General features: G+C 39.8%; 15 protein-coding genes. 7 read left to right on the top strand and 8 right to left on the bottom strand.

The window, feature by feature from the left end:
• Positions 1 to 417: 417 nt before the first annotated feature.
• From NLF99_RS16355 to NLF99_RS16335, 5 genes are all read right to left on the bottom strand, one after another.
• Positions 418 to 4,170 carry an ATP-binding protein gene (locus NLF99_RS16355; RefSeq protein ID WP_254529604.1) on the bottom strand — a complete coding sequence of 1,251 codons (3,753 nt, stop codon included), beginning with the start codon at positions 4,168 to 4,170 and terminating at the stop codon, positions 418 to 420.
• Positions 4,171 to 4,254: 84 nt separating this feature from the next.
• Positions 4,255 to 5,031: a succinate dehydrogenase/fumarate reductase iron-sulfur subunit gene (locus NLF99_RS16350; protein WP_175486344.1), complete on the bottom strand. Its 777-nt coding sequence runs from the start codon at positions 5,029 to 5,031 to the stop codon at positions 4,255 to 4,257.
• 46 nt (positions 5,032 to 5,077) lie between these two features.
• Entirely contained in the window at positions 5,078 to 7,012 is a 1,935-nt protein-coding gene (locus NLF99_RS16345; RefSeq protein ID WP_185213339.1) for a fumarate reductase/succinate dehydrogenase flavoprotein subunit, read from the bottom strand.
• Positions 7,013 to 7,061: 49 nt separating this feature from the next.
• On the bottom strand, positions 7,062 to 7,841 hold the full coding sequence (locus tag NLF99_RS16340; protein WP_185213340.1) for a succinate dehydrogenase cytochrome b subunit: 780 nt from the start codon (positions 7,839 to 7,841) through the stop codon (positions 7,062 to 7,064).
• A 163-nt stretch (positions 7,842 to 8,004) separates the two neighbouring features.
• Positions 8,005 to 8,583, bottom strand: a complete 579-nt coding sequence (locus NLF99_RS16335) for a porin family protein (protein ID WP_185213341.1) — start codon at positions 8,581 to 8,583, stop codon at positions 8,005 to 8,007.
• Positions 8,584 to 8,654: 71 nt separating this feature from the next.
• Here NLF99_RS16335 and NLF99_RS16330 point away from each other — a divergent pair, with 71 nt between their 5' ends.
• The 5 genes from NLF99_RS16330 (at position 8,655) to pruA (ending at position 13,747) form a co-directional block, all read left to right on the top strand.
• Entirely contained in the window at positions 8,655 to 8,870 is a 216-nt protein-coding gene (locus tag NLF99_RS16330; protein ID WP_185213342.1) for a hypothetical protein, read from the top strand.
• 8 nt (positions 8,871 to 8,878) lie between these two features.
• Positions 8,879 to 9,220, top strand: a complete 342-nt coding sequence (locus NLF99_RS16325) for a tRNA-binding protein (RefSeq protein WP_185213343.1) — start codon at positions 8,879 to 8,881, stop codon at positions 9,218 to 9,220.
• On the top strand, positions 9,220 to 9,696 hold the full coding sequence (locus tag NLF99_RS16320; protein ID WP_185213344.1) for a nucleoside deaminase: 477 nt from the start codon (positions 9,220 to 9,222) through the stop codon (positions 9,694 to 9,696). Before NLF99_RS16325 ends, NLF99_RS16320 begins: the two co-directional genes overlap by 1 nt.
• 91 nt (positions 9,697 to 9,787) lie before the next feature.
• The gene (locus NLF99_RS16315; RefSeq protein WP_254529602.1) at positions 9,788 to 10,402 is read left to right on the top strand and encodes a superoxide dismutase; all 615 of its coding nucleotides are present in this window, start codon (positions 9,788 to 9,790) and stop codon (positions 10,400 to 10,402) included.
• A 1,707-nt stretch (positions 10,403 to 12,109) separates the two neighbouring features.
• Entirely contained in the window at positions 12,110 to 13,747 is a 1,638-nt protein-coding gene (pruA, locus tag NLF99_RS16310; RefSeq protein WP_185213346.1) for an L-glutamate gamma-semialdehyde dehydrogenase, read from the top strand.
• Positions 13,748 to 14,310: 563 nt separating this feature from the next.
• Here the strand turns inward: pruA and NLF99_RS16305 are convergent.
• Entirely contained in the window at positions 14,311 to 14,649 is a 339-nt protein-coding gene (locus NLF99_RS16305) for a hypothetical protein (protein WP_254529600.1), read from the bottom strand.
• A 140-nt stretch (positions 14,650 to 14,789) separates the two neighbouring features.
• Here NLF99_RS16305 and NLF99_RS16300 point away from each other — a divergent pair, with 140 nt between their 5' ends.
• Complete coding sequence (locus tag NLF99_RS16300) at positions 14,790 to 16,268, top strand: DUF5687 family protein (RefSeq protein ID WP_254529598.1); 1,479 nt, start codon at positions 14,790 to 14,792, stop codon at positions 16,266 to 16,268.
• Between the two features lie 24 nt (positions 16,269 to 16,292).
• Positions 16,293 to 16,991 carry an ABC transporter ATP-binding protein gene (locus NLF99_RS16295; RefSeq protein ID WP_185213349.1) on the top strand — a complete coding sequence of 233 codons (699 nt, stop codon included), beginning with the start codon at positions 16,293 to 16,295 and terminating at the stop codon, positions 16,989 to 16,991.
• Positions 16,992 to 17,114: 123 nt separating this feature from the next.
• On the opposite strand, the gene NLF99_RS16290 is transcribed toward NLF99_RS16295, so the two are convergent.
• Together NLF99_RS16290 and recA are read right to left on the bottom strand one after the other, a co-directional pair.
• Positions 17,115 to 18,302 (bottom strand): metallophosphoesterase, encoded by a 1,188-nt coding sequence (locus tag NLF99_RS16290; protein WP_254529596.1) that lies wholly within the window; start codon positions 18,300 to 18,302, stop codon positions 17,115 to 17,117.
• 199 nt (positions 18,303 to 18,501) lie between these two features.
• On the bottom strand, positions 18,502 to 19,527 hold the full coding sequence (recA, locus tag NLF99_RS16285; RefSeq protein WP_254529594.1) for a recombinase RecA: 1,026 nt from the start codon (positions 19,525 to 19,527) through the stop codon (positions 18,502 to 18,504).
• Positions 19,528 to 19,646 lie beyond the last annotated feature (119 nt).

Below are 19,646 nucleotides of genomic sequence, written 5' to 3'. Positions count from 1 at the left end.
CGAAGAATCTCGGAACCATGCAAAATCCATTTGAAAACACATTGCATTGGCGCACGGTTCTTCAATCTACAATAATTTACATTGGCGAACAGGTCCTCAATCTTCGATGTAGAATTACAAGGTCATGAAGGGGAGATCCGTACAGATTCTTCACTGAACGGTCAGAATCAAAATACGCTAAAGAGGGGTTCAGCGTGAAACGAAGAATCTATTTTTTTTAAGGATTGCTATCATTCCAAAATCGTAAGATGAGGAAGCTATTTTAAATGAAGCATGAATAGTTCCGAGACCCTTCAAGGTGACACAAAGAGGGTGTAGAAAAAGCCTTCATCCCAACAAAAGCTTTTATTTCCAAAGCTCTCATCAGAAGCGAACCATAGCCCTTTCCAAAACAGCCGTTTCTTGGCTTTTAAACCTTTATTTATCTTCTTCCTCATAAAGAGGTAGGATAATAGTGAAAGTCGTTCCTATGCCTTCAAAAGTCACAAAGGAGATGTCTCCATTCATGGACTCGACGGTTTTCTTAACAAAGGCCAATCCAAGTCCTGTCCCGGAGCTTTTCGTTGTAAAGTTTGGTTGGAATATCTTTGGAATCACATCGGCCGGAATGCCCATCCCATTATCTTTCACGATAATCTTGACTTTCTTTTGGTCCAAATGCTCGATCAAGATGCTGATCAGATGTTTTTTTCTTCCAATCGATGCTTCAATGGAGTTTTTGATCAAGTTATTGAAGGTCCTCAGCAGTTGATCCCTATCTCCCAAAACATAAACATTCTCATCATCTGTGTTATTGATAATCTTAATGTACGTATTATGGTTGTTATGGTAGACGTTCGCAGATTTATTGATCTTTTCGATCAGGTTTATCTTTGCTAAATTGGTATCTGGTAACTTGGCAAAATTTGAAAACTCAGTAGCAATCTTGCTCAAGCTGTTGATCTGTTCAATAAAGGAATTTGAAATCCTAAAGAACCGTTCTTCAAACCTCGGGTCATCCTCCGTATAACTACGTGTCAATTGTTGGATCCCCAATTTCATTGGAGTCAATGGATTCTTGATTTCATGTGCAATCTGTTTAGCCATCTCGCGCCAAGCATATTCCCGTTCAGCATTCATCAACTGTTTGGCATTTTCCTCCAGCTTCACGATCATAAAATTGTATTCCTTGACCAAGGCGCCGATTTCATCATCACGCTCCCAGTACAATGGTTCGTTTGGTTTATTGCTGAAGATCGTTTGGGAAAGCTTTTTACCGATCAAGCTCAATGGTTTGGTAATGGAGTTGGCAACCATGACCGTTAAGAAACCTAACCCTAGGATAATGATGGTATAGATATTCAAGAGGGTATTCAACAATAAGTTTTGGCTTTCATTTTCTTCCTCTACGGATGTAAAGTATGGAATATTTAAGAAGAGGATATTGTTGTATTCATTGTTTTTAATAGTTGCATAACTTGAATTGTATTCAAAGGTCACAACATTCTCCTTGATAAAGGAATCCGTTTTTTTGAGAACGTTCAGGTTATTGAACGCGATCGGATTAATAAACCTTGAAACCAATCCCATATCATAGATCTTGGGTTGGGAGGTAAAGATCAACTTTCCGTTTTTGTTATAGAGGTTGATGTCAGTGACCGAGGTTTCGGAGAAATTCTTTACAAAGTCCTGTATTTCAGCCTCGGATAGGTTATCGGAAGATTGGATCTTGTTCTCAATCTTTTTTACTACATCCATGATATACCCTAGACGTTGCTGCACCTTCGATTTTTCCAATTGACCCGAAATACTGATAAAGGAAATAAATCCAGAGATTACGATCGCAAAGATCACGACACCAATGATCATGGTCTGAATACGCGTACTATACTGGATACGGTTTATCAATAATTTGAAGTGGTATTTGATACTTCGGAAATTGAATGATTTCTGTGTAATGGTACTAAAGAAATATTTGATACCATCGAATATCAGGAAATAGATGTACAGGCATAGGAATAGGAAGGAGAACACCGCGACAGACTGCCATAAGCTTAGCTGCGGAGTGCTGACCACAAGGGTGGTATTAGGATCCGGTTTATAGACCAGGTTAAAGTAGCCATTATAGTCATCCCTTGTTATGTATTGCTGTACCTTCCCGCCAAAGGCATCATCCTTGTTGGGGTAGGTGAATGAACCATTTTGGGTGACCAATGCTCCATCACGATATAGTGCAAAGGAGGTTGCATTGCTCTGGTAGTTCCTGATAAATTCCACCTTGCTATCCGAAAGGATCTCTGGATAAGGCATGGTCGTGCCATAGGCCCTGTTCTTGAGGTTGATGAATACTTGGACCACACGGTCTTCGGTCGTATCGACTGGTATATCAAATTGCAGGAAATATTCATGGGTTCCCAAGTCACTACGGACACGGTAGAAATGTTCTGTCTGTTGAACCTTGGTGGACTTATTGATTACCTTCTCCCTGTATTCATCGATTTTATTGTTCTCATAGTTGCCTAAGGCCTGGTCATTGTAATAATAATAACCGTTGAACTCAAATTTCGAAAGGTAACCACTGAAATAGGTGTTCTTGATATATTCATTGATAATGTCAATCTGCGTGTTTGGCAAGCTGATGGCGAAAGATTGTCGCAATCCTTCGTCAGCTGTTATCTTCCTTTCCAGATCCACAAACAAGGCGGTGGCATTTAGGTCGTCCTCTGCTTCCAACTGATTTACCGTCACCTTCATTTCCCTTTCTACCTTTGACTCCAAGCTTCTGGTGTAGACGGAGGTGGTCATGAACGCTAGAAAAACCAGGGTAAGGATAAAAGTGGACATGGCCAGGTTTACCTTCAGTTTACTATAGGCCCTTAGCATGATGATGCCCGCCAAGAAGATGTTAAAGAAGGTATTGTCGCCAACAAAAATGGCATTCAAGATGATCGCTGTAACCAAAGCAATCAATTGAATGTTCAGAAAGGATGTTGTATTCGGTAGGATTGACTTTAAGATATTGACAACCGTATCTATGAAATAGAGCAGGATAACCATGTTGATACACATGATCAAGATGTTCAACCAGCTGTAGGAGTTAAAGGAAAGTAAATTGGTCAGGTCCAATGTTACCGCGGTACTGTTCGTAATCAGGGTAGAAAGATGGAAAAACAGTAAGTTGCTGATCAGGTAGATCCCCAAAATTGAAAGCAAGGCAGTAATGGTCGCTAGGTTTCCAGTCAGTTTCTTCAATGGGATCCTAAGGTAAGGTTGGATAACCCTGAAATAAAAAACCAGCCAGCCTACCAATAGGGTGGTCATAAAGAAACCCCAGAGATTAGGAAGGAGTGGACTGTAAGCGTAATATTTAGGGTCAAATAGTCCAATGCTTGATGAGGATGCCAGCCAGTTTGTGTTTAGATCCACATACCGGGTCAGGATCAAAGTAAAGGTAAAGAAGGCAAGTGAAAACCAGGGTCTGCCATTCTTTGCAATCATTAGACAGATATTATTGACCAAGATCAGGAAACAGATCGAAGCGAATACCCAACACATAAATTGGATATCCATAAAAATATTGTCATGCTTCCCTTGATTTAGCTTAACCGAGAATAAATAGGCCCCTGTCTTGCTATAGATGTTTTTTATGTTCTCTGTATCCGTATAGTCTGCAATGGTCAGATTGTTGGTGGCAATGAGCTCATTGAAGAAATGATTGACGAGATATTCATTGGTAATCGAGAAATTGGTCTTTACAGGGATTAGTGCGAGGACAGAAGTATTGGAGGTTAATGTCTTCCGTTTGAGGATAAAGGATCGATTGTCTTCCTGTATAAAGACCACATCCGATTGGATGCCGCCATCCGTAAGGGGAACATAGATATTGTTGCTCCAGAATATGGGTTTATGGTCCTTATAGATATAAAAGAAGATCTTGTATTTGTCGCCGTATTTCTTGGCTACATCTAGGACTTGGGTAGGGTAGACCTCAACATTGACGAAGGCTTTCATGAGATTAGAATCTGCCCACAGCTCGTCTACAATGTCTTCGTATTGATGAATGTTATTTGAAAGAGTTCTAGTATCCAATTCCAACATATCTTCCTTGGTTACCATTTTGTTGATCATGATGGCGGTAGCGAGGAAAGATACAGTTAGGATTAGTAAGAGGATTCTTATTTTATTACCCATTTATCTGATTTTACTAATGGGTAAATATAAATAAAAAACTCCTCGCAAATAATTTTACGAGGAGTTTTATAGAGAAATTCAACCTTAGTGTTGGTGAACGTCTTCTTGACGGAAGAATTTCGCCGTAAAATACTCACGGTTCATTCTTGCGATGTTTGTTAATTTAATGCCTTTTGGACATTCCGCTTCACAAGCTCCAGTATTTGTACAGTTACCGAAACCTTCTGCGTCCATTTGGTCAACCATTGCCTGAGCACGTTCATAGCGTTCAGTCTGACCTTGCGGCAATAATGCGAATTGTGAAATCTTAGCCGATACGAATAGCATAGCTGAAGCATTTTTACATGCAGCAACACACGCTCCACATCCGATACAGGTTGCCGATTCGAAAGCCTCATCAGCGATACGCTTAGGGATCAAGATATTGTTGGCATCCTGCGGTCCACCAGTGTTGATGTTGATATAACCACCTGCTTGTTGGATTCTGTCAAATGATGTTCTATCAACAGCTAAATCTTTCAATACAGGGAATGCAGCAGCTCTCCATGGTTCAATCACGATAGTTTGGCCATCGTGGAAAGAACGCATATGCAGCTGACAAGTTGTAATACCGTATTTTGGCCCATGAGGACGTCCGTTGATAACTAAGGAGCACATTCCACAGATACCTTCACGACAGTCATGGTCGAAATAGATAGGATCTTCCCCTTGACGAGTTAGGTCTTCGTTTACCACATCCAGCATTTCTAGGAAAGACATATCATCAGCGATGTCCTTAGCTTGGATAGTCACGAATTGTCCTTTGTCATTTGAGTTTTTCTGACGCCAAACTTTTAGCGTTAAATTCATATGTGCACTCATGATAATATTTTTGAGTAGCAAAAGGCTTCACAGGAAGCCCTTTGGCTTATTTATAACTTCTTTGTGTTAACTTAACGTTTTCGAATACCAATGATTCCTTGTGCAAGATCTCTGGTTGGTTATCACCATTGTATTGCCAAGCTGCAACATATGCATATTCATCATCATTACGTTTTGCTTCTCCTTCTTCAGTTTGTGATTCCACTCTAAAGTGACCACCACAAGACTCATTTCTGTTCAAAGCATCGTCAACCATTAATTCTCCTAATTCCAAAAAGTCTGCAACACGGCCAGCTTTTTCTAGGGACATGTTCAACTCTTCGTTTTGTCCCAATACTTTCGTGTCAGTCCAGAACTCTTTGCGAAGATCTTGGATCAAGCCTTTTGCTTTTTCCAATCCTTCTGCTGTACGAGCCATTCCACAGTATTCCCACATGATGTGGCCTAATTTCTTGTGGATGTCATCAACCGTTTTGCTACCCTTAAGGGCCAATAACTTGTTGATTCTTTCTTCAACCTCTTTACGGGTTTGCTCGAATGCAGGATTGTTTTTGTCAACAGGTTTGAAGTTTCCGATTTTCGCTAAGTAATCACCTACAGTGTAAGGGATTACGAAGTAACCATCAGAAAGACCTTGCATCAATGCCGAAGCACCTAGACGGTTAGCACCGTGATCAGAGAAGTTAGCCTCTCCTAAACAGTATAAACCTGGTACCGTTGTCATCAAGTTGTAGTCAACCCAAACACCACCCATGGTATAGTGAACCGCAGGGTAGATACGCATTGGTTGCTCGTATGGGTTTTCGTCAGTAATTTGGTAATACATGTCGAATAAGTTACCATACTTAGCTTCGACTACATCTTTTCCTAAACGTTGGATCGCTTCAGCGAAGTCCAGGAATACCGCTACTCCAGTTTTACCAACACCACGTCCTTCGTCAACCATTTCCTTAGCGTTACGTGAAGCCACGTCACGGGGTACCAAGTTACCGAATGAAGGGTATTTTCTTTCCAAGAAGTAATCGCGATCGTCTTCTTTGATATCTTTAGGCTTCAATTCTCCTTTACGAAGTTTCTCTGCCAATTCAATTGTCTTTGGAACCCATACTCGGCCATCATTACGCAAGGACTCTGACATCAAAGTCAATTTGGATTGATGGTCACCGGTAACTGGGATACAAGTAGGGTGGATCTGTGTATAACAAGGGTTAGCAAAGAAAGCTCCACGTTTGTGCGCTCTCCATGCAGCCGTTACGTTACAGCCCATTGCATTTGTAGAAAGGAAAAATACGTTTCCGTATCCACCAGTACATAATAATACCGCATGACCTTCGTGAGCTTCGATCTCACCGGTGATAAGGTCACGTGTAATGATACCTCTAGCTTCGCCATCGATCTTTACTAAATCTAGCATTTCGTGACGAGTGTAGGATTTTACTTTACCAGCTTCAATCTGGCGGTTAAGCGCTGAATAAGCACCTAGCAATAATTGTTGTCCCGTTTGACCACGTGCGTAGAACGTACGTGATACCTGTGCACCACCAAATGAACGGTTGTCCAATAGACCACCATATTCACGTGCGAAAGGAACACCTTGAGCAACACATTGGTCGATGATGTTTACCGAAACTTCAGCCAAACGGTATACGTTTGCCTCACGAGCGCGGTAGTCACCACCCTTGATCGTATCATAGAATAGACGGTAAACTGAGTCACCGTCGTTTTGATAGTTTTTCGCAGCGTTAATACCCCCTTGTGCAGCAATAGAGTGCGCACGTCTTGGAGAGTCCTGATAACAGAATGTTTTAACGTTGTAGCCTAATTCTGCTAATGCAGCGGCAGCAGATGCTCCTGCCAAACCTGTACCAACAACGATAATGGTAAACTTACGCTTGTTGGCTGGGTTGACCAGCTTCATCTCAAATTTATGTTTTGACCATTTTTCGGCCAAAGGGCCTGAAGGTACTCTTGAATCTAACATATCCTTTATTTATTTATAAGATCTTGCTATTGCGTAATCTGTAAATAACCTATTTAACAAAATAAAAATACAATGGCATAGACGCGAATAGGATTGGAATAATAATTCCGAATACCCATATTCCGATTGTTTTAATGATGCCTTTGTAACGTCTGTGGTTGAAACCAATCGTTTGGAATGCAGATTGGAAACCGTGGATCAAGTGGAAAGCTAATGCTGCCATTCCTAAAAGGTACAATCCAACCAATAAAGGGTTTTGGAAAGTAACGGCCACTTGTCTGTATAAATCTTTAGATTTAACTACTTCAAATCCAGCGTCTTCGTATTGAACATACCCGATGTAATCTGAAGGAATATCGTCTAACTGTAAAACCTCTTGGTTACCCGTTGAGATTTCAGTACGGTACTCTACGTAAGGAGTAGTTCCAAATTTGTACTGAAACCAGAAGTTTTGCATGTGTGTAACAATGAAAATTAGTAAAACAGTACCCAAGATTCCCATGTTACGAGAATTCCAAGCGCTGTTTGCGTTTCCATCATACTGGTTGTAACCAATAGGACGTGCTGCTTTGTTCTTTGTAGTTAGGATAAGAGCATAAACCGCGTGAACAATGATAGAAAGATAAAGTAGGTATGATACTACTTTAATCGGGGTAAAATGGGTCATGAAATAAGCGTAATTGTTAAACGCATACCCCGCATCATCTTTAAATAGTTGTAAGTTACCGATCAAGTGAACTATCAAGAAAGTACATAAGAACAATCCCGTCAAGCTCATGATTAGTTTCTTCCCTAGTGAAGATGTTAATACTGGCTTTGATTTACTCATTATTACTATGAATTTAATTTAAGTACGCAAATCTATCTATTTGATGACATATAAATGAGATTTATGTATAAAAAAGACCTAATTTAGAATGGTTCTAATTTTCGCCAAAAAATAAGGCCCGATTTTTATCAAATCAGGCCAAAAACTTTTTATTATTAAGAGCTTACAAGAAAGAGTAACCCACTCCAATTGACCACATACTGATCTTTTGCTTGTGCGCATTATCTTTGCTCATATTACTCAAGCCATGTTCATATCTCAAGTCAACAGTGAATTTGCTGATGTCAGCACCAACACCTCCGATGATTCCAGTCGATGATTTTTTGTAAGCATCTGTATTGGCTACCGATTTGATATCTCCCTCATGAGCGAATGAAAATACTGGACCTGCCTGGATACGTACGCCGATTGGACCTAAGCCAATTCTAGTACCTAAAAGAACTGGTAAATCAACACTCTTGAAGGTTGCTTCACTGTTTGTTCCATCTTCAGTTTCATATCCAGCTTTTTTCTGCGTATAGTACAACTCCGGCTGAACGTGGAAACCTGCAACACCTACACGTCCCCAAATACCTGCTTGGAATCCAGCTTTTGTATCTGAATTCAACCATGAACCATCCGATTTCAAGCTCGAAAAGTTTACTGCGCCCTTAATACCCAACTTTAAGCTCGGTAATAATTGTGCTTGCGTTGCCTGAACGCATAAGAATAAGGCAGCTAATCCAAGTAAGATTTTTTTCATATCAAAAATTTATATATTTACTAATTCCAAACACTAAATTAGTAGTTTTTATTCAATAAGCGCATATTAATATGTATAATTTCAAGATCAGTGCCGAAGAATGGCCCATATTAAAACTAAAACTGAAAAGAAAATATAACACTCTTTCCGAAGAAGACTTGCAATACAGTCCAGGCCAAGAGGAAGAACTTTTGAAACGTCTTGCCAAAAGATTGAACCGTAATGTAGACTATGTCGTGTTTACCCTTTCCAAAGAATTGACCGACCTGGAGTCAAATAGACTATAAGGAAGGATATGGAGAAGTTGATCAGTTGGGAAGAGTTTGAACAGGTGGATCTACGGGTAGGGACAATATTGGAAGTTTCTGATTTCCCAAAAGCCCGAAGGCCAGCCTACCAATTGCTGGTAGATTTTGGTGAGGAGATCGGGACCCGCAAGTCCTCCGCCCAAATCACTGCACAGTATTCCAAGGAAGAGCTCATTGGTAAACAAGTGGTGGCAGTCGTGAATTTCCCTAAAAAACAGATTGCCAATTTTATGTCCGAGTGCTTGGTAACGGGATTCGAGGATGAGAATGGAGATATTATTTTGACAACCGTGGAACGAAAGGTTCCGAACGGTGCAAAGCTGAAGTAATGAAGGTGTACAATTTCGAAGAAAATCCTCAACAAGGTATCCCCAGTCTTGATGAGCAGTATATGCAGGAAGCCTTGAAGCTTGCCAAGAAAGCCTTTGAGGAAGATGAAATCCCGATTGGTGCCATCATTGTGTCCAATGGAAAGATCATTGGCAAGGGCTATAATATGACCGAAAGGTTGAATGATGTAACAGCCCATGCAGAAATGCAGGCCTTTACGGCAGCGGCGAACTTTCTCGGAGGAAAGTATCTGAAGGATTGCACCCTTTATGTGACTGTTGAGCCCTGTGTAATGTGTGCCGGTGCAAGCTATTGGACCCAGATCAGCAAGATTGTCTACGGGGCCCGCGATGAAAAGAGAGGCTATTCCAGTATCCATGAAAAAATCATCCATCCCAAGACGATCATTCAGTCGGGCGTGCTGGAAAAGGAATGTGCCGAACTCATGATGTCTTTTTTTCGTAATAAACGTTGAGTTATCCACAAATTGGCGCCTAAACGAAACAAAAACGCGCTTAAATTGTTATATTCGTGTATTGATAATTAATAAATAAAATATAAACGTTATGGCATTTGAATTAGAGGCGTTACCTTACCCAGCAGACGCATTAGAACCATCTATCGATAAAGAAACAATGATCATTCACCATGATCGTCACCACCAAGCATATGTAGACAACTTGAACAAAGCTATTGCAGGTACCGATGCAGAAAACCTTTCTTTGGAAGAAATCCTGAAGAATGTGAGCAAGTACCCAGCAGCAGTGAGAAACAATGCTGGCGGTGTATGGAACCATGATCTTTTCTGGAAGGTTTTAGGCCCAAATGCAGGTGGTGAGCCTACAGGAGATTTAGCAAATGATATTAATGCTACTTTCGGTTCATTCGCAGAATTGAAAAAGAAATTGCAAGAAGCAGGTGCTGGTAGATTCGGTTCAGGATGGTCTTGGTTAATCGTTGGTCAAGACGGTAAACTGGATGTAGTATCTACTCCTAATCAAGATAACCCTTTGATGGATGTTGCTGAAGTAAAAGGTACTCCAATCTTTGGTATCGATGTATGGGAACATGCTTACTACCTAAAATATCAGAATAAACGCCCAGCCTACCTAGAAGAGATCTTCAACGTAGTAAATTGGGATGACGTAGCTAAACGTTACGCGGAAGCTAAAAAAGGTTAATCCATAATAGATTATTCTTAGAGAGCGGATATCTGAATGCAGATATCCGCTTTTTTTATGGTCTCAATGAAAGCTTGAATCTAGCAAAACCCACAGCGAGGGTGAAACGTTTGTAGAACCTGGATGGTTGTAATGGTGAAGCCACAGCGTGGGGGGGGGAATGTTTTTCAATCAATTTTCATTAAAAAAAACAGTTCGTTCGCTGTGCTCACGATGACAACAATCCAAAATAAATTAAAAAATAGATTCAGAGCGAAGCGAAGAATCCCTCAATAGCGTATTTTGATTCTGAACGATCAGTGAAGAATCTGTACGTTTCTCCCCCCCATGACCTTGTCATTCTCAATCGAAGATTGAGGACCTGTACGCCAATGCCATCCGCAATTGATATGTCTGTAAAATTCCGAGATCCTTCCTTCGTCAGGACGACAGCTAGGGGGGGGACGAAGGTAAAGGACCTGTACGCCAATGCCATCTGCAATTGATATGTCTGTAAAATTCCGAGATCCTTCCTTCGTCAGGACGACAGCTAGGGGGGGGCGAAGGTAAAGGACCTGTACGCCAATGCCATCCGCAATTGATATGTCTGTAAAATTCCGAGATCCTTCCTTCGTCAGGACGACAGCTAGGGGGGGGCGAAGGTAAAGGGCCTGAAGACCAATGCCATCCGCAATTGATATGTCTGTAAAATTCCGAGATCCTTCCTTCGTCAGGACGACAGCTAGGGGGGGCGAAGGTAAAGGGCCTGAAGACCAATGTCATCCGAAATTGATTATGTCTGTAAATATCCGAGAACCTTCGTTTCTCATTTTGACACCGGAAAAGATTATTTTTTTACGACATACTGCCCTAGAAGGGCAGTATTATTTTAGAAATGATATTGAACAATATAGGGGCCGCGCAAAAAGGATGTTCGATTAATCGAACATCCTTTTTGCATTAATTCCAAGCTAACGTGACATGCCAGCTAAAATAATGGAACCCCGATGTGGTTCTATATTTAGAAATAAAAGAGCCAATTTATTTCATTGCCAACAAGCTGTCATCAACTCCGAATAAATTTAGTCCAAATTTTTTATTCTGAGGAGGACTTGACCTCATTCGAGACACATTCCGAAAAATCGCAAAATGTTTAATTTAATTATCCAAGAATATTCGGAGCATTCTGCATTGTCCTTCGAATGATTCTCGAATATGTCTCGAATGAAACCAGAGTTTATGGTTTTTATGGAAATGAAATATTAACACTGTCTATTTATTATTTCTAAACCCATTTTGTTCTAGTTATGTTAAATTTTTTAACGAGCTGAACAAAAGAATTAGATAATTGTTAATCGAGCAAATGAAGAGATCAATCAGCTAATGAAAGCGAAGTTGTTTATCATTAGGATAAAATCTTTGCCTCATGGTCCTAATATGCTTAAAATGATGCTGTTTGGGGTGTTTTAATGCCTATATGGGTTAATTTAAGTAAACATTTATTTTGTATCTTTGATTAGAAGTAAATAAAAATGGACAAAATATGTTTATTATCGGTTCAGATATGTTGTTCATTCCGTTTCTCAATTGAGTATCTTCGTAAGAAGAATTCTGATGGAAATCTTAGAGGGGGAAATTTATCGTTCTATTGATCTTATTGGAATTTTTTGGACGGATCGTCCGTCCGGTTTTGAGTATTTTTATGAATCAAAAAAATAATTTTTAATTATGTTGAAAGGTTTTTTTACAGTTCCTACGCCAACGAATGAGCCCGTTTACTCATACGCTCCTGGGACTAAAGAAAGAAGTTTATTAAAAGAAGCTATTGCTGCTGCAAGAGCAACAGAAATAGATATCCCGATGTACATTGGAGGCGAAGAAGTTCGCACCAGTAAGAAAGTAAAAATCACACCACCACATGATCACAAACATGTGCTAGGTTATTTTAATCAAGGTACTAAAGAGAATGTCAAGGAAGCGATCGATGCTGCCTTAGCTGCTAAAAACGATTGGGAAAATCTTCCATGGGAACAAAGAGCTGCGATTTTCTTGAAAGCTGCAGAGTTGATCTCTACAAAATATCGCTATAAATTGAATGCTGCAACCATGCTAGGTCAGTCTAAGAACCCGTACCAAGCAGAAATTGATTCAGCATGTGAGATTGCAGATTTCTTGCGCTTCAACGTGAAGTACATGAGCGAAATCTACCAACAACAACCTCCAATCAACCCTAAAAATGTATGGAACAGAGTAGAGCAACGTCCTCTTGAAGGATTCGTGTTTGCATTGACTCCGTTCAACTTTACAGCTATTGCAGGTAATTTACCTACAAGTGCTGCGATGATGGGTAATGTGGTGGTTTGGAAACCAGCAAACACACAGATCTATTCAGCGAATGTGTTGATGGAGATCTTCAGAGAAGCTGGTGTACCTGCAGGTGTGATCAACTTGGTTTATGTATCAGGACCTGATGCTGGTGATGTGATCTTCAAACACCCTGATTTCGCTGGTATACACTTTACAGGTTCAACCGGTGTATTCCAAGATATCTGGAAAACAATTGGTGAGAATATCCACCTTTACAAAACATACCCACGTATCGTAGGTGAAACTGGTGGTAAGGACTTTATCTTAGCTCACCCATCTGCTGATTTAGATGTATTGAATACAGCATTGGTACGTGGCGCATTTGAATTCCAAGGACAGAAATGTTCAGCTGCATCACGTGCTTACGTTCCTAAATCTCTTTGGAAGGAGCTTAAAGAAAAAATGGAGCGTGACATCAAAACCTTCAAAATTGGTGGAACGGAAGATTTCAGCAACTTTATCAATGCGGTTATTGATGAGAAGGCTTTCGATAAGATCACAAAATATATCGATAGAGCCAAAGAGTCTAAAGATGCAGAGGTTGTAATCGGTGGTGAATACGATAAATCTAAAGGTTACTTCATTAACCCAACGGTTATCGTTGCTGAGAAAGCTGATTACGAAACGATGTCAGAAGAATTGTTCGGTCCAGTATTGACAATTTATGTTTATGACGATAAGAAATGGGCTGAAACCTTGAAATTGGTTGATACCACTTCAATCTATGCATTGACGGGTTCTATCATCTCTCAAGACCGTTATGCAATTGAAGAAGCAACTCATTATTTACGTAATGCAGCTGGTAACTTCTATATCAATGATAAATGTACAGGTGCCGTGGTTGGACAACAGCCATTTGGTGGTGCAAGAGGTTCAGGTACCAATGACAAGGCAGGATCTATGATCAACCTATTGCGTTGGGTATCTCCTAGAACGATTAAGGAAACCTTTAATCCAGATGTGGATTACCGTTATCCTTTCTTATCTGAGGAATTATAGAATATTATTAAAATAAGTCATGGGAGCTATCTGAAAAGGTGGCTCCTTTTTTTTGTGCTGCCCTTCGGTTCCGATAACTGTCGAAGCTACATTCCAAAATACAACCCCTAGCGGGCAATGTCATTTATTTAAGAAAGAAAACAAACTTTAGATTCTTCGTTACTTTTGGAGCGCAAAAGTGAACAAACAGACGAAGGAGCTCAGGGATACCAATTATCTTCATTACTTTTGAAGCCCAAAAGTAACCAAAAGGCTTCGGCTCATTTAAGATGGCTTTTCGCACCATTCATCGCACATGAAAAGAATGCCTTGATGTCGAGGATGCCGTTCTTCTAAATTCTCCCTTAAGATGGGAGAATTTCTTGAAAGCATCCAAGCCCAATCCCACCGCGCAGGGCCACGGCATTCTTTCCCTTTTTCCGCCATTGGAAATGAGCCAGGGGCTAAAGGACTTCCTGCGGAAGGATTGATGTTTGTAAATTTGGGAACCCACAGCGTGGGTGAAATATTTTTCTAAAAATCCTCTTTATTGGGCGAGCTTAATAAAAAATAGTTTCCTCATCTTACGATTTCGGAATGACCAAATCCGAAAAAAAATAAAAAAATAGATTCTTCGCGGCGCTCTGAATCCCTTTTGTGGATACATCCGATTTTGAATGATCAGTGAAGAATCTGTACGGCTCTCCAACAAAAAGTTCTGTCATAGTCAATCGAAGACTGACGAGCTGTACGCCTACGAAAATTGGAAACCCTTTAAGTGGACATGAGTTACGATCTTGGTCGGTCCTCTCATCCTTGGCATCCTGGTTCATATCCTGGTCTTGGTCCATCCTCCAATCCCATGAATCCTGGTTCTTGCCATAATCTTGGTCGATCCTCTCATCCTTGGCATCCTGGTTCAAACCATCTCCAGAACCCCTCCAATCTACTTCAATTATTTTTCTATCATTCCCTAAATTTTCTTATTTTGATACAGAAAATCACTGCAATACTAACGGTGGTGTTACCATTATTAAACTGATCATCAATTAGAGCTGCGAATATGTTTAAAAGATTGTTTTTATTGGAATGGAGATCTTTTTTCAGGTCGGCTGATCTGGGGAGAAGTTTGTCCGTTAGAATAATTTTGGGCTTACTTGGCCTTTATTTTTTGGGATCTGCAGTGACCTTTGGGGTTAGTTTGCATTTCTTGATCATTGAATTGTTTCCAAATCAGGAACCTATACATTTTGTGGGGAAATTTCTATTGTATTGGGTCTTTTTGAGCTTTTTGATGCGGATGATGATGCAAAAGTTGCCCATTCAAAATGTCAAGCCTTTATTGATCCTGAATATACCGCGGAGTAACATCGTCAATTATACCCTGTTAAAATCCTCCAATTCGTTTTGGAATTGGATGCTGTTGGCTGTTGTTGTTCCCTATCTGATCATTACCGCAAGAGTAACTGATTTAACGAATTTTCAACTGTTTTCATGGTGCATTGCGGTCGTGGGTTTTGAATTTGTTGTGAACTACCTGAATCTTTACATTCAACAAAATTTCAAAAATGGTCTTTTGAAAACGCTGCCCATAATGGCGCTTCTAGTGGTCATATTTTGTTTGGATCACTACAGTATATTCTCTGTTTCAGGACTGTTTGGTCAATTTTTTGATCTTGTCCTGACTTATCCACTATTATGTTTGGTTGCTGTTGTCTTGGCTATTTTGAGTTATTTTCTGTTGTATTTTAATGTGAAAGAGAACATGTTTTTGGATGCTTATCTACAGACAGAAAGGACAGTTGTCAAAAATTATGATCTCTCCTGGACGAATCGTTTTGGAGAATTGGCTCCATTCCTTCAGCTGGACATGAAGTTGATCTGGAGGTCAAAAAGAGCAAGGGCCGTTATTTTTGGTTGTTTGGTATTTTTGTTTTATGGCTTGTTCTTTTACCCACAGCGAGAGGGAAACCCAACTGCATTAGTTTTTGTTGGGGTTTTTATTACCGGAATATTTGTGATCAATTTTGGCCAATTTGTTCCAGCTTGGGATAGTACCTACTATGCGATGCTTATGACTCAAAATATGCCTATCAAATTATATTTGGAATCCAAAGCGATGCTGATGTATATTTCCATTGCGATCATGACCGTGTTGAGTACAGGATACTTTTACTTTGGATGGGTGGTTGTTTGGGTAAATATAGCTTGTGCGGTCTATAATTTAGGGGTCAATGTTCCTGTTATCCTTTATTTCGGAAGTATGAACAAGAAAAGGATCGATCTGGACAATGGAAATATCTTTAACTATCAAGGTACAGGTGCAGCTCAATGGTTAGTTGGTATTCCATTATTGATTGCCCCAATTATCATTTGGGCAATTGCCTATTATGCGGGAGGAATCAACATAGCTAATATTACGCTCATTGTCATTGGCTTAATTGGAGTTGCTTTGCGGAATGAAATATTAAATAGGATCGCTAAGAAATATCAAGAGAATAAATACAAGATATTGATTGGGTTTAAGGAGGTTAATAATTAACTGTAGATATTGAATTGAAAATAAATGATTGAGATAAAGGATATAATAAAAAGCTATAATGGAATTCGGGTTTTGAATATCCCGAGTTTACATATTGGAAAAGGGGAGAGCATAGGGTTGGTCGGAAACAATGGAGCTGGGAAAACAACTCTGTTTAGTTTGATTTTGGATCTGATCCAACCTGATTCAGGCGAGATATTGTTGAATGATATACCAGTCCATGGACAAGACGGTTGGAAGAAATTTACCACGGCTTTTATTGATGATAGCTTCCTGATTGGATACCTAACTCCCGAGGAATATTTCTATTTTCTAGGTGAGTTACGAGGAATGAACAAAAGTGATGTAGATAAGCTTTTAGCGGAGTATGGAGAGTTTTTTAATGGTGAAGTTTTGAATAAGAAGGTCTATGTGCGTGACCTTTCTAAGGGAAACCAAAAAAAGGTTGGTATCGTCGGGACACTCATTGGAAATCCTGAATTGATTATTTTGGATGAACCCTTTGCAAACCTAGATCCAACTACACAATTTAGGTTGAAAAAGCTGATTGCTAAAATAAGGGAAAATAAGGATGTAACTCTTTTGATTTCCAGTCATGACCTTTCCCATACCGTTGAAACCGCAGATCGGATCATTGCTTTGAGTATGGGGTTGATCGTTAAGGATGGTGTCAAAACGGAAGAAACATTGGCAGAGTTGAATTCATTCTTTGCTGTTGAATAAAAAGCTTCATGGCTAAGCCCATTTTATGGCTTAACTGAAAATAAGTAAGAATCCCAGATTGGAGATGGCCTTTAGCTGTTCTCCAATCTGGGATTTTTTATTTGATAGCTAGCTCAAAAGAGCTCATCCATTTTTTGAAAATCTATTGATGGTGCTTCCATCATCAAGGTTCAAGGAGACCTGAAGGGCTTTACCTTGGGCTGTGATGTCCACATAGGTTCTATTTCCTGCTTTTGGACCACCGCCAATTATCACATAATAATTATGGGAATTATCGGGTGGATGGAAACTGTATTTATGTGTATGTCCTGAAATTACGGCATCAACCTTATTATCATTCAATATGCTGTGGAAACATTCAAAGTTATGCTTGGTTCCATGCCAATCATCCGAATGATGGAAGGGGATGTGGGTTACGACAAGGGTATGTTTCGCTTCCTTACGTTCCTTAGATTGCAGCACCTTGGATAACCATGCCTTTTGCTCCAGTCGGTAATTGTCGTAATCCACGGTGCCGGCATATACTTCATGGTCGTCAGGTTTATCCTCACCACTGTCCAGAATAATCCAATAGATTGGCCCCATGCGAAATGCTTGGTAAAACTTGTTTTCTGGGTAATCAAAATACTTTTTGTAGTCTCTGGCGAAGCTTCCTCTAGTTTCATGGTTACCTCGTATCATGAGGAAAGGGGTGGTACTTGCAAATTTGTTTCCAATAGGCTTCAATAGTTTTTCGGTCAGGTCAGTTTGGTTGCTTACATAATGGAAGGAGTCGCCATTTAGGAATACCAAATCCTTTTTAGCCAATTTACTCTTATCAAAAAGGAAGGCATAGCTTTCTTTATCCTCATGTATGTCATTCAGGATCAAACATTGTATGCTATCCTGTTTCGGTAGAGGAACAGTAATCTCAAAAGGTTCCGATTGAATGGTTCCAGCATATTCAATTTTATAGGGTTCGAATTTACTGATTTCCTTTCCTACCACCTTGTATTTCAACTGACCGTTCTTATGGTTTACCTTGAATTTAAAAAGGTCGGTATTTGCGTTTCGCATTCCGTCCTCTACCTGATAAATGGATTTGACGGTTTTGTTTTTGGCATCCAGGACTTCAACCCAAGCGAGGCATGGTTTGTTGAATATCGCACAGATGGTTACAGTCTCGGCATTCAGGTTCTGTAAGTAGGGTGGACAGGCGAGCGAAAAGGCTTCGTTCTGATTAAGGATCAGTTTTTCTGCATAGGCAGGGGTACTGGCTCCTAAACCAATTAATCCTAATCCTTTCAGGAAATTTCTTCTATTAAAGTTCATGCTAGATTGAGGTTAGATTTTGTCTCTATAAATTTATAAAAAACATCCTAGCATTGGATAGGTAAATGATGATGTAGGACTAATTTTACAATAGCGGATTTTTTCTCCATAAAAAAACAGCAGCTCATTTGAGTTGCTGTTTCAATATGTCCTCCTATTAATTTGAAACCTAGAGGAGTTTTGTAAAAAATGATTCTAATTAATCTTCTTCCCTGATAGCGGCTTGATCAAGATCTTGACCACTTACTTCAGCTCTGATTTTGTGTTTTAGTTCATCCATTAAATCTGGATTGTCTAACAGTAAGGTTTTCACTGCATCACGACCTTGTCCCAATTTCGTATCACCATAGCTGAACCATGAACCAGATTTTTTGACGATTCCGTATTCCACCCCTAAGTCAATGATCTCACCAACTTTGGATATACCTTCACCAAACATAATGTCAAATTCAGCGATACGGAAAGGAGGGGCAACTTTATTTTTCACGATCTTCACTTTTACGCGGTTACCTGATACCTCATCAGAATCTTTGATCTGTGAAGTACGACGGATATCTAAACGTACGGAAGCATAGAATTTCAGGGCATTACCACCAGTAGTCGTTTCAGGGTTACCAAACATTACACCGATTTTCTCGCGCAATTGGTTGATGAAGATACAACAACAGTTGGTTTTAGAAATGGTACCGGTCAACTTACGTAAAGCCTGAGACATTAAACGTGCCTGAAGACCCATTTTGGATTCACCCATTTCACCTTCAATCTCGCCTTTAGGAACCAAAGCTGCAACGGAGTCAATCACGATAACGTCGATAGCTCCGGAACGGATCAAGTTATCTGCAATCTCTAATGCTTGCTCACCATTGTCTGGTTGAGAGATTAAAAGGTTCTCGATATCAACCCCAAGCTTTTGGGCATAATATTTATCAAAAGCGTGTTCCGCATCAATGATTGCTGCGATACCACCTTTTTTCTGTGCTTCTGCTACAATATGAGTGGCTAAAGTAGTCTTACCAGAAGATTCAGGACCATAGATCTCGATGATACGTCCTTTTGGTACACCACCAATACCTAAAGCGATATCTAAGCCTAAGGAACCTGTAGAGATAGCCTCGATAGGTTCAACAGCTGTATCACCTAATTTCATGATGGTACCTTTTCCGTAGTTCTTTTCTAATTTATCTAATGTAAGCTGTAAGGCTTTTAGTTTGTCTGAGTTGCTCATATTTTTAGTATAACGTTGTCAAAAATAATTTATAATATTGAATTCTACAAATAAAATGCTAAAAAAGTTAGTTATTTTGTTTTGATATGTTCAAGATGTTAGTTTTCTGTTGTTTTAAG

It is taken from the genome of Sphingobacterium sp. LZ11T8 (genome assembly GCF_024261425.1).
GTDB lineage: Bacteria > Bacteroidota > Bacteroidia > Sphingobacteriales > Sphingobacteriaceae > Sphingobacterium.
This window is presented reverse-complemented; position numbering and strand designations above follow the sequence as displayed.